Below are 11,903 nucleotides of genomic sequence, written 5' to 3' on the forward strand. Positions count from 1 at the left end.
CGCGGGACAACGCTGTCCCAGCCGTCGCAAGAAACGGCCATTGGGGAAATTCCTTCTGAAATGACCGGGCAGTTTTTGGTATGGTGCAGCTCGTTTTTTAACGGACTGATGTCATGCCCACGGATCGGCACTCATTTATGTCAAAGAGTTGCTGTAGAAATGCCTGAACCCATCCCGATCAAGGACCACGAAAAAGAGACGCGCCTGGTCAACAAACGGCTGATCGCCTGCGCCTTGTTCGTCTTCGCCATCAGCTGCGCCCTTGTCGTGCGCCTGTACATCCTTCAGGTGGTGGAATTCGACTATCACTCGACCATCTCCGAAAACAACCGCGTCCACGTCTTGCCGATCCCGCCGACACGCGGTTTGATCTACGACCGCAATGGCGTGTTGCTCGCCGATAACCGCCCCAGTTTCAACCTGACCATCACCCGCGAACGCGCTAACGACGTCAATCAAGAACTGGATGAGGTCATCAATCTCCTGCACCTGCCTGCAGAAGATCGCACAGTCTTCGATAAAGCCATGAAGCAGTCCCGCCACCCGTTTACGCCGGTGACGCTGTTCTATGAGCTGACGGAAGAGCAAATTGCCGTACTAGCCGTCAATGAGTTCCGCCTCCCCGGTCTGGATGTCGAGCCACAGTTCGTCCGCCATTACCCACTTGGCGCGCACTTTGCCCACTCGATCGGTTACGTCGGCCGGATCAACGAAAAAGAATCCAAGACCCTCGACTCGGTCGAATATCGCGGTACCCAATCCATTGGCAAAACCGGCGTTGAGCGTTTCTACGAAGCGCAGTTACACGGCCACGTCGGTTACGAGGAAGTCGAAACCAACGCCCAGGGTCGCGTACTCCGCGTGCTCAAACACACCGATCCGGTGCCTGGTCAGAACATCGTCCTGAGCCTCGACATCAAGCTGCAGGAAGCTGCCGAAGCCGCGCTTGGCGATCGTCGTGGTTCGGTGGTAGCGCTCGATCCGTCGACCGGCGAAGTGTTGGCCATGGTCAGCAATCCCAGCTTCGATCCGAATCTGTTCGTCACCGGTATCAGCTCCAAGGAATATTCGGCACTGCGAGATTCGATCGACCGGCCTTTGTTCAACCGCGTACTGCGCGGCCTCTATGCACCGGGCTCGACGATCAAGCCAGAGGTGGCCATCGCCGGTCTAGACGCTGGTGTTGTGACGCCGCAAACCCGCGTCTTCGACCCCGGTTATTACCAGCTCCCGGACTTCGATCACAAGTATCGCAACTGGAATCACAGCGGCGACGGTTGGGTAGACATGGACGCGGCAATCATGCGTTCCAATGACACCTATTTCTATGATCTGGCCCACAAGCTCGGTATCGATCGACTGCACGATTACATGGCGATGTTCGGCCTCGGCGAGAAAGTCTCGCTGGACATGTTCGAAGAGTCGCCCGGCCTGATGCCATCGCAAGCATGGAAACGTGCGACCCGCCGGCAAGCCTGGTTCCCTGGCGAAACGGTCATCCTTGGCATCGGCCAGGGCTACATGCAGGTCACGCCGCTGCAACTGGCTCAAGCCACGGCATTGATCGCTAACAAAGGTGTATGGAACCGGCCGCACCTGGCTAAAACCGTCGATGGCATCGCCCCGGTCGATGAGCATCCGATGCCGAACATCCTGCTCAAGGATCCGCGAGACTGGGAGCAGGTCAATCACGGCATGCAGATGGTGATGCACGATGCCCGGGGTATCGCGCGTGCGGCCGCCGCCGGTGCGCAATATCGCATCGCCGGCAAGAGTGGTACCGCGCAAGTGGTGGCGATCAAGCAGGGCGAGCGATACAACCGCGAGAAAACCCTGGAACGCCATCGCGACAACGCCTTGTTCGTTGGCTTCGCCCCGGCCGAGCATCCGAAGATCGCGATTTCGGTGATGATCGAAAACGGCGAGGCCGGTGGTCGTGTCGCAGGCCCTGTGGTGCGGCAGATCATGGACGCCTGGCTGCTTGATCAGGACGGCCATCTCAAGCCGCAGTACGCCGCGCCGACCAAAGCGCCGGGTGATCCGCACGTTTAACCTTCAACAGTTCACAGTACCGGCTCATGCAAGCTGAGCCGGTACTGTGAACTGTCCTGCAAAGCCTATTTGCAGCGGTAACCCTCGGGCATCGTGACGGTGTAATTGCGCTGCAGACGGTCCTCGAAGTTCAGGTTCTGCAAGCCTTGTTCCACTAGAAAGTCTTCAACCTTGGAGGATTGGCAGTCCTCGTTATAGGACGAAGCGCGGAGCAGGTAGACCGGGCGCTTACTGACATCATCGCGGGCAGTGGCAACGAAGGTGCTGAGCGTGGTGTGACCGGTGCGCTCCGAGGTCCCTACCGGTCCATAGGTCGTGTTCGGTTTACTCGTGCAGGTCAGTCGATCGTTTTTTTTCTTGCTGGTCTTGCACACGGTAGAGGTGCTGGTCGGCACTTGCCCATAGTCGGTGGCGGTATAGCGGTAGGTCACCTGTCGGCTGCCGACATCGAGGCTGACGGTCATTTTTATCGGCGCATGGTTCTTCGGCAGACTGGCGTCGGTATAGACCTCCTGGAAACCTCTGTCTTTCAGCGCGTTAACCATGTCGCGAAGATAGTAGCGGGCATTAAGAGCGTTTTCGTCGCTGCCACTCGCAGACGTCACCAGCACAATCGCCTTTCGGTCAAAATGATAGTCCGGATCGGGTGTCGCATTTAGCGCTACGTCCATTTGCGTGGCGCAGCCGCTGATCAACGCTGTCAGTAAAAACAGCGCGCAGAGTAAAAACCGGGTCATGACAAAGCCGCCTTATAAACTAAGGATTGAATAAGAGTTAAACGGTGTGGACTGGCGACAATTAACTTGCGCGCCTGCGCAAGGCTCAGTCTTTCTGGTATTCCAGCAAATCGCCTGGCTGGCAATCGAGTGCTGCGCAGAGCTTGTCCAGGGTGGCCATCTTCACGCCCTTGACCTTGCCATTCTTCAGTAATGACAGATTGGCCTCGGTGATGCCCAGCAGGCTGGCCAACTCTTTCGAGCGAATTTTTTGCGTGGCCATGACAACGTCAAGGCGGACGATAATGGTCATTGTATTGTTCTATATGTATTGGCTTTGCTCATCGCTGAGTACTTTTGCATCGCGCATGATAATTGAAAACAAACAGAGCAATACGCCTTTGACAATCTCGTAGGCAGAAGTGGAAGACAGGCCAATCGAGAACTGAAAAATGCGATCTCCAGGTGGCAGATCAATCGACAGTGTCAAACCTTGCAAGGTCTCTACCAGCGGGTAGGCGGCCGGAGAAATGATGCACAGAATCCCCACTCGCCACAGCAGCTTGATGTTGCGCTCGGTCCAGGTTTCGCCGCGGGACAAGCGCAGGAAAAACAACCCTGTCAGCCAGAGTACGTAGGTCGAAAGCAGAACGGGCAGGAAATCCAGAACGACGAGCAGCGCAGTGACCAGTGGCGAGAGCCATGTGTCAGGGGCAAGCAGAGCACCTTCGACAAACGGATCAAGCAATTGCGGCGAGTTTTCGGCGAAGGCGTAGAGCAGAGCCGCGAGCATTTCATCCGTTTTGAAGAACCAGATCGAAGCGTTGCCACCAACCTCGGTCACCCCCAAAACCCAGACAAGAATCGCTGCCAGTAGTCCGACCCAATGCATGCGTTGCAGTGCCAATCCGTTGTTACGAGTACTCATGAAAAATCCTTGCGGTGTCATTGGGAATGACTAATTCTCGATGTTAAATTATCGAATCGCAATAATAAATTGTTCCTATTTTGTGAAGGTCGCTCTTGGTGTCGAGGTGCCTGGGCTACAGCAGCATCTTCAGTGCATTCGCTTTGGGGGATTTCAATGTCGATAGGCTGTCGAATTCGAAGCAAGTCCATAGCAGAGGAGGGGCGCGATCCACTCGGTGAGCGCTGGTATCGATGACGGGGCAGGTATTGATTAGAGCGGGGACACACGCCACAGGCATGCTTCAGTCGCCCGCTCGTATAGGGCTTACTTGATTTCGGTAATGAAGTTTTCCCGCGAGCGGCGAACCTTTTTCAAGTTGACCGACCAGTCCCCCTCAGTTGCTTGAGGAAAGTTTGCGCAGTGGTGCACCTGTCGTGTGCGCGAGTGTGCACAGGGCCGAGTCGTATCGGCCTGAGCAAAACATGATCACGCGCAACGCATTGCACGGGCGTTAACCCACATTTGAAATGCATTCCGATGTGGGATAGAGCCTGCTCGCGAAAGATCCCTCAATACCGCCGCAAAAATCAGGCCCCCGGCACCGGGCAGCTCATGTCACCTTCTTCACACTTCAAATACTGTTTCAGCGCCTCAACCCGCACCTTGGTCACGCTCGTCAGGCAGTTGCTGTAGATCAACGGATAAACGCTCCCGCCAGTAACTCCGGAAGATGAAAACTTGCACTCTGCATCGCGAAACCCGATCCACGCCCGTTGTGCACTGACCAACAGCTTCTTGCCATCCGGGTTGTCCTTCAAACGCCCGGTGATTTGCTGATACACCGCGTTCAACGCCTTGTCCGCCGCTTTGAAGTCCTCCCCGGCGCATTGATTCATCGTCGCCTGATCGCTGGCATTCGCGCAGTCGACGGCGGCGTGGGCGAGGGGAGTCAACAGAAAGGGTGTCAGGGCCAGAAGCAGGCGTGGGGACATGGTCAAATCTCGCTGTATCGAAGGTAAGTGCCGAGCAGTGTAGCGGCTGTGTCGCGTCTATTCTTGCGGGCGCATTCGGGAAGCCGCGAGCAAACGGTCGGCGGTCGCCGCAATCTCTTCACCGTCGTGCAGCTTTTCCAGCCAGTGTTCAGGAATCCCCCGCACGCCGTAATAGGCGCCGGCCAACTGACCGGTAATCGCGGCGGTGGTGTCGGCGTCATCGCCCAGGTTGGCGGCTTGCAAAATGGCGGCTTCGAAGCTGTTCGTGTGATGAAAGCACCACAACGCCGCTTCCAGCGACTGTACGCTGTAGCCGCTGCCCTTGATGTCCGTCTCGGACAGGCTGAGATAATCGCCACGCGCGATGGAAGCGACCTTGGGCTGCGAGAAACTGGCGAGTGGCAGTTGACGCAGTTCTGCTTTGCTCGCGCCTTCAAGCGCACTGGCGATCACCGCGGCCAACAATTGGCAGCATTCGATGGCTTCAGGTGCTGCGTGGGTGGTTCGCGAGCTGTCGGCGGCAAAGCTCTGGATTTGCCGGGCGTCGGGAAAGTAGAACAGCACCACCGGTACCAGGCGCATCAGCGAACCGTTGCCGGCGCTGTACGGGTCGGGCGAACCGGCGAAGGGATCAGCGGTTTGTTGATATTGCGCCAGCGCCTGACTGACGGTCATGCCGATATCGAAACACTCACCGGTCGAACTCAGATAACCCCATTGCCACCAGTTGAGGTAGCGGCCCATTTGATCAGCAGCATTGAATCCATTTTTGTTCAACAGGCTTTCCGCCAGACACAGCGCCATCGAGGTGTCATCGGTCCATTGCCCGGGCTTGAGGTGGAATGGGCCACCACCGATCATATCGGTCAACGGTTGGAATGATCCCTGTGGTTTGAACTCAACCGTAGTACCGACAGCGTCGCCGCACGCAAGACCGAGCAGAGCACCGCGGTAACGTTCAGCGAGGGATGGCGGCATGATTCGTCCTTGTAGATTCAAATTCGCTGGAAAAGGTAACAGTTTCGTTGGGCGCAGGGTGTCTGGAACCATCACGGCACCGGTAAAAAAGTGCAGCTTGATGTGTCCTTGCTGGTGAACGACTGCACCGCCCTGATACAACTTCACATTGGACATGTGGTCATACAGGCCTAGTGTTCAGAACAGGAGGTGACGTATGAAACCAGTACCCAATAGTTTCGAACGCAAAATCACGCTCAAGGCGCCGCGTTCGCATGTCTGGCGTGCATTGGTCGATGCCGAAGCGTTTGGCCAGTGGTTTGGGGTGGCGCTTGAGGGCAGACGGTTTATTGCCGGTGAATGGACGCAAGGGCAGGTCACGTATCCAGGTTATGAACATGTGTTGTGGAATGTGCTGATCGAGCGGGTCGAGCCGCAGCAGTTGTTTTCGTTTCGCTGGCATCCGTATGCGGTGAACCCGAAGATCGACTATTCCCAGGAGCCGACCACGCTGGTCAGGTTCGAGCTGGCAGACTTCGAGGGCGGAACGCTGCTGAAGGTCTCTGAATCGGGCTTCGCGCACATTCCCGACATTCGCCAGAAAGAGGCGTATTACATGGATAGCCGTGGCTGGGAAGAACAGTTGAGCCGACTCGAACAGTTTCTTGCCGAGAGCGCCAAAGCCAGGGAGCGTGATGGCGGCTGATATTTTCCAGCCGTGGCTGCAACGCTGGTCATTAGTGACGGACGGCGCACCGATCATCACGCTTGGCAGCCGACTGCTGCCGGTACGCCTGAACGACAAGCCGGCCATGCTCAAGGTGGCGCTGGATGTCGACGAGAAGCACGGCAATCGATTGATGACCTGGTGGGAGGGTGACGGCGCTGCGCAAGTGTTGGCGCACCACGAGGATGGCCTGTTGATGGAGCGTGCCATGGGCCGACGCTCGCTGATGCACATGGCGCTGAATGGCGAAGACGACGAGGCAAGCCGGATTCTCTGTTCGGCGCTGTCGCGATTGCATGCGCCGCGTCCGACACAGCCACCGCCGCTGTTGGAGTTGGGGCCATGGTTTGCGTCGCTGCGCATCGCAGCGGCCCAACATGGTGGCCTCTATACCCTGAGCCTGCAAACCGCCGAAGCCCTGCTCGTCGATCCACAGGATGTCGTAGTGCTGCACGGCGACATGCATCACGACAATGTGCTGGATTTCGAGTCGCGCGGCTGGCTGGCCATCGATCCGAAACGGGTCAGGGGCGAGCGCGGTTTTGATTACGCCAACCTGATTTGCAACCCGGACTTGCCGACAGCCACCGATCCCCAGCGCTTTCGCCGGCAGCTGGATGTGATTGTCGAGGCTGCCGGGCTTGATCGACGCAGGCTGCTGCAATGGGTATTGGCGTTTTCCGGTTTGTCCGCTGCGTGGTTTCTGGAGGATGACGCGCTGGAGCAGGCCTCAGGGCAGCTGAAAGTCGCGCAGATCGCCGCTTCCATGCTTGATGCCTGACAAGGCTAGGGGTTTTCGGAAGGGTTGCTATGGCGAATGTCTTACACGCACTGGTAGCTTTTACGACTATTGCCGATTGGATCCAGTGGGTAATCTACACACATCAACTGAGACACAGGGAGTGTTTCAGGATCACGGATGATCGACCATTTGCAAGGATCGCTGCCGACAGGGAGTCGATAATGGTCTTGGGAAAAACCCGCTTCGGCGGGTTTTTTTTCGTCCACAGAAAAGTGCATTGCTCTAACAGAAACACCGCCGAATGGCGGTGTTTCTGCATCCGCAGATCTTACGATGCGATCAGTTGGCGCAGGACGTAATGCAGAATCCCGCCCGACTTGAAGTACTCCACCTCATTCAACGTATCGATCCGGCACAGCACCTCGATCTTTTCCTGACGCCCATCCTCACGGGTGATCACCAGCGGCAAATTCATCCGCGGTGTCAGCTCGACGCCGGTCAGCCCTTGGATCTCAAAGGTTTCCTTGCCGGTGAGGTTGAGGCTCTTGCGATTCTGATCGAGCTTGAACTGCAGCGGCAATACGCCCATGCCCACCAGATTGGAACGGTGAATCCGCTCGAAGCTTTCGGCGATCACCGCTTTCACCCCCAACAGATTGGTGCCCTTGGCCGCCCAGTCGCGGCTGGAACCGGTGCCGTATTCTTGCCCGGCAATCACCACCAGCGGCGTGCCCGAAGCCTGATACTTCATCGCCGCGTCGTAGATCGCCAGTTTCTCGCCGGTCGGAATGTAGATCGTGTTGCCACCTTCTTCACCACCGAGCATTTCATTGCGGATACGGATATTGGCGAAGGTGCCGCGCATCATCACTTCATGATTGCCGCGACGTGAGCCGTAAGAGTTGAAGTCCCGAGGCTCGACACCCTTTTCGCGCAGATAACGTCCGGCCGGGCTGTCAGCCTTGATGTTGCCGGCAGGGGAGATGTGGTCGGTGGTTACCGAATCGCCAAGCAGGGCCAACACCCGCGCACCTTTGACATCCTTGATTTCCGGCAGCGGCCCGGAAATGTCGTCGAAGAACGGCGGATGCTGGATGTAGGTGGAGTCGTCCTGCCACACGTAAGTCGCGGCATGCGGCACTTCGATGGCCTGCCATTGTTCATCACCGGCGAACACCTCGGCGTATTCCTTGTGAAACATTGCCGTGCTGACCTGATTCACCGCATCGGCGATCTCTTTGCTGGTCGGCCAGATATCCCGCAGATACACCGGATTGCCTTGCTGATCTTCGCCCAGCGGTTCGCTGCTGATGTCGCTGCGCACGCTGCCAGCCAAGGCGTAGGCGACCACCAAGGGCGGCGAGGCCAGCCAGTTGGTTTTCACCAACGGATGCACGCGGCCTTCGAAGTTGCGGTTGCCGGAGAGCACCGATGCCACGGTCAGGTCGGCTTTCTGGATGGCTTTCTCGATCGGTTCCGGCAGCGGCCCGGAGTTGCCGATGCAGGTGGTGCAGCCGTAGCCGACCAGTGAAAACCCGAGCTGATCGAGGTATTGCGTCAACCCCGCAGCCTTGTAGTAGTCGGTGACCACTTTCGAGCCCGGCGCCAGCGAACTCTTCACCCACGGTTTGCGGGTCAGGCCTTTCTCCACGGCTTTTTTCGCCAGCAGTCCGGCGGCCATCATCACGCTCGGGTTGGAGGTGTTGGTGCAGGAGGTGATCGCGGCAATGACCACGGCGCCGTTTTTCAGGCGATAGGTGTGGCCTTCGTACTCGTATTCGGTTTCGCCGACCAGATCGGCATTCCCTACCGCGACACCGCCACCGCCCTCACTTTCCAGGCGTCCTTCTTCTTTGCTGGTGGGTTTGAATTGCAGATCGATGAAGTCGCTGAAGGCTTGCGGCACATTCGGCAGTGAGACACGATCCTGCGGTCGTTTCGGCCCGGCCAGACTGGCTTCGACGCTGCCCATGTCCAGCGCCAGACTGTCGGTGAACACCGGTTCCTGACCGGGTAAGCGCCACAGGCCCTGAGCCTTGGTGTAGGCCTCCACCAGCTTCACCACCTCAGGCGGCCGACCGGACAGGCGCAAGTATTCCAGCGTCACGTCATCAACCGGGAAGAAGCCGCACGTCGCGCCATATTCCGGGGCCATGTTGGCGATGGTCGCACGGTCGGCCAGGGGCAGATCAGCGAGGCCGTCACCGTAGAATTCGACGAATTTGCCCACTACGCCTTTCTTGCGCAGCATCTGTGTGACGGTCAGCACCAGGTCAGTTGCAGTGATGCCTTCCTTGAGTTTGCCGGTCAGTTTGAAACCGATCACCTCCGGAATCAGCATCGACACCGGTTGCCCGAGCATCGCCGCTTCGGCTTCGATCCCGCCGACACCCCAGCCGAGTACGCCGAGACCGTTGATCATGGTGGTGTGCGAGTCGGTGCCGACCAGCGTGTCGGGGAAGGCGTAGGTGCGGCCGTCCTCATCCTTGGTCCACACGGTGCGGCCGAGGTATTCAAGGTTGACCTGGTGACAGATGCCGGTGCCCGGCGGCACCACGCTGAAGTTGTCGAAGGCGCTTTGGCCCCAACGCAGGAAGGCATAACGTTCGCCGTTACGTTGCATCTCGATGTCGACGTTCTGCTCGAACGCGCTGGCGGTGGCGAACTTGTCGACCATTACCGAGTGGTCGATCACCAGATCCACTGGCGACAACGGATTGATTCGCTGCGGATCGCCGCCGGCCTTGGCCATCGCTGCGCGCATGGCGGCGAGGTCGACCACGGCGGGTACGCCGGTAAAGTCTTGCATCAAGACGCGGGCAGGGCGGTACTGGATCTCCCGGTCGGAGCGACGCTCCTTGAGCCACGCGGCAATGGCCTTGAGGTCGGCACCGGTGACGGTTTTTTCATCTTCCCAGCGCAGCAGGTTTTCCAGCAGGACTTTCAGCGACATCGGCAGCTTGTCGAGGTCGCCCAGGCTTTTGGCGGCATCCGGCAAACTGAAATAGTGGTAGGTCTTGTCGTCGATTTGCAGGGTTTTGAGCGTTTTCAGGCTATCGAGGGACGGCATTACAATCACTCCTTTGAATCCGCACGGCTACGGATTGAGGGGACGGGCAGAGCTATCAACGTAGCCCTGTTTTCATTAGCTGGCTAATAACTGGACTCTATGGGCAAGTCCAAGGTTCCGACATCGGCTATCATGCGCCGGTTTTCGTGACAGGCTTTGCTTCAGCGCAAGGCCTGAGCATCGCGCAGGGGCCGAATCACCGCCCTCTGCCCAGGAGTAAGAATGAACACCCTATTCATGCATTGCCGGCCAGGCTTCGAAGGCGAAGTCTGTTCGGAGATTTCCGACCTCGCCGCCCAACTCAATGTGGCCGGCTACGCCAAGGCCAAAGCGGCCACCGCGTGCGCCGAGTTTGTCTGCACCGAAGAAGACGGCGCCGAGCGCCTGATGCGCGGCCAGCGTTTTGCCGAGTTGATCTTCCCGCGCCAATGGGCGCGCGGCGTCTTCATCGATCTGCCGGAAAACGATCGCATCAGTGTGATCCTTGCGCACATGGCGGATTTTCCGGTGTGCGGCAGCCTGTGGCTGGAGGTCGTCGACACCAATGACGGCAAAGAGCTGTCGAACTTTTGCAAGAAATTCGAAGGTCCGCTGCGCAAGGCTCTGATCGGTGCCGGCAAACTGGTGGAAGACGCGAATAAACCGCGACTGCTGCTGACCTTCAAGAGCGGTCGTGAAGTGTTTCTCGGCATGGCCGATGCCGGTAATTCGGCGATGTGGCCGATGGGTATTCCGCGCTTGAAGTTCCCGCGTGAGGCGCCCAGCCGTTCGACGTTGAAGCTGGAAGAGGCGTGGCACCATTTCATCCCGCGTGATCAGTGGGAAGATCGGCTGCACAGCGACATGACTGGCGTTGATCTCGGCGCTGCGCCGGGTGGCTGGACCTGGCAACTGGTCAATCGCGGCATGCTGGTGACCGCCATCGACAACGGCCCTATGGCGGAAAGCCTGATGGACACTGGTCTGGTGCAGCACCTGATGGCCGACGGTTTTACCTTCAAGCCCAAGCAACCGGTGGACTGGATGGTCTGCGACATCGTCGAGAAACCGGCGCGTAATGCCGCGATGCTTGAAGAGTGGATCGGCGAGGGGCATTGCCGCGAGGCGGTGGTTAATCTGAAGTTGCCGATGAAACAGCGTTACGCCGAAGTGAAGCGCTTGCTCGAACGCATTGCCGATGGTTTCAAGGCGCGCGGGATCAAGGTCGATATCGGCTGCAAGCAGCTGTATCACGACCGCGAAGAAGTGACCTGCCACTTGCGTCGTCACGATACCAAGAAAGCCAAATCCCGCTGATACACCGCAAAGCCCCTGTAGGAGCTGCCGCAGGCTGCGATCTTTTGATCTTAAAAAGCAAAGATCGCAGCCTTCGGCAGCTCCTACACAGGGTGTGGCGTAACGCCACAGATGACCGAATACCTGGCAATGCGCGACAATGCCGGCCAGTTTCAGGAGTGAATCATGAGTGAAATGATCGATACCCCGGTCGACGGCACCCTTGACGCCACCGGCCTCAATTGCCCGGAGCCAGTGATGATGCTGCACCAGCACATCCGTGACCTGGTACCTGGCGGCCTGCTCAAGGTGATCGCCACCGACCCGTCGACCAAACGCGATATCCCCAAGTTCTGCGTGTTTCTCGACCATGAGTTGGTGAGCCAGCACGAAGAGGCCGGTACTTATCTGTACTGGATTCGCAAGAAACACGCCTGAATCCCAGGCGAACGCAAAACCAAA

11 protein-coding genes are annotated in these 11,903 nt (G+C 58.0%); 5 read left to right on the plus strand and 6 right to left on the minus strand.

Annotation, left to right across the window (positions count from 1 at the left end; translation table 11 throughout):
• Positions 1 to 159 precede the first annotated feature (159 nt).
• Positions 160 to 2,052: a penicillin-binding protein 2 gene (gene mrdA, locus ACM6IN_RS18500; protein WP_414916497.1), complete on the plus strand. Its 1,893-nt coding sequence runs from the start codon at positions 160 to 162 to the stop codon at positions 2,050 to 2,052.
• Between the two features lie 65 nt (positions 2,053 to 2,117).
• Here the strand turns inward: mrdA and ACM6IN_RS18505 are convergent, their stop codons facing one another.
• From ACM6IN_RS18505 to ACM6IN_RS18525, 5 genes are all read right to left on the minus strand, one after another.
• Entirely contained in the window at positions 2,118 to 2,789 is a 672-nt protein-coding gene (locus tag ACM6IN_RS18505) for a hypothetical protein (RefSeq protein WP_414916498.1), read from the minus strand.
• An 85-nt stretch (positions 2,790 to 2,874) separates the two neighbouring features.
• Positions 2,875 to 3,081 carry a helix-turn-helix domain-containing protein gene (locus tag ACM6IN_RS18510; protein WP_007910409.1) on the minus strand — a complete coding sequence of 69 codons (207 nt, stop codon included), beginning with the start codon at positions 3,079 to 3,081 and terminating at the stop codon, positions 2,875 to 2,877.
• A 9-nt stretch (positions 3,082 to 3,090) separates the two neighbouring features.
• Positions 3,091 to 3,696 carry a hypothetical protein gene (locus ACM6IN_RS18515; RefSeq protein WP_007910411.1) on the minus strand — a complete coding sequence of 202 codons (606 nt, stop codon included), beginning with the start codon at positions 3,694 to 3,696 and terminating at the stop codon, positions 3,091 to 3,093.
• Positions 3,697 to 4,265: 569 nt separating this feature from the next.
• A complete protein-coding gene (locus tag ACM6IN_RS18520) occupies positions 4,266 to 4,670 on the minus strand; it encodes a lysozyme inhibitor LprI family protein (RefSeq protein WP_007910413.1) in 405 nt (134 codons plus the stop codon).
• A 57-nt stretch (positions 4,671 to 4,727) separates the two neighbouring features.
• On the minus strand, positions 4,728 to 5,648 hold the full coding sequence (locus tag ACM6IN_RS18525; RefSeq protein ID WP_414916499.1) for an ADP-ribosylglycohydrolase family protein: 921 nt from the start codon (positions 5,646 to 5,648) through the stop codon (positions 4,728 to 4,730).
• Between the two features lie 196 nt (positions 5,649 to 5,844).
• Here ACM6IN_RS18525 and ACM6IN_RS18530 point away from each other — a divergent pair, with 196 nt between their 5' ends.
• A complete protein-coding gene (locus ACM6IN_RS18530; RefSeq protein ID WP_414916500.1) occupies positions 5,845 to 6,333 on the plus strand; it encodes an SRPBCC family protein in 489 nt (162 codons plus the stop codon).
• Positions 6,323 to 7,135: an aminoglycoside phosphotransferase family protein gene (locus tag ACM6IN_RS18535; RefSeq protein ID WP_414916501.1), complete on the plus strand. Its 813-nt coding sequence runs from the start codon at positions 6,323 to 6,325 to the stop codon at positions 7,133 to 7,135. The genes ACM6IN_RS18530 and ACM6IN_RS18535 overlap by 11 nt, the downstream gene beginning before the upstream one ends.
• Before the next feature lie 289 nt (positions 7,136 to 7,424).
• Here ACM6IN_RS18535 and acnA read toward each other — a convergent pair whose 3' ends face one another.
• Positions 7,425 to 10,166, minus strand: a complete 2,742-nt coding sequence (gene acnA / locus ACM6IN_RS18540; RefSeq protein ID WP_414916502.1) for an aconitate hydratase AcnA — start codon at positions 10,164 to 10,166, stop codon at positions 7,425 to 7,427.
• Positions 10,167 to 10,388: 222 nt separating this feature from the next.
• Between acnA and rlmM the strand changes: the two genes are divergently transcribed.
• On the plus strand, positions 10,389 to 11,462 hold the full coding sequence (gene rlmM / locus ACM6IN_RS18545) for a 23S rRNA (cytidine(2498)-2'-O)-methyltransferase RlmM (protein ID WP_095114296.1): 1,074 nt from the start codon (positions 10,389 to 10,391) through the stop codon (positions 11,460 to 11,462).
• Positions 11,463 to 11,627: 165 nt separating this feature from the next.
• Positions 11,628 to 11,879, plus strand: a complete 252-nt coding sequence (tusA, locus tag ACM6IN_RS18550) for a sulfurtransferase TusA (RefSeq protein WP_007910424.1) — start codon at positions 11,628 to 11,630, stop codon at positions 11,877 to 11,879.
• The last annotated feature ends 24 nt before the right edge of the window (positions 11,880 to 11,903 follow it).

Origin of the sequence: Pseudomonas sp. IT-P395 (genome assembly GCF_949767675.1) — a bacterium.
Taxonomy (GTDB): Bacteria; Pseudomonadota; Gammaproteobacteria; order Pseudomonadales; family Pseudomonadaceae; genus Aquipseudomonas.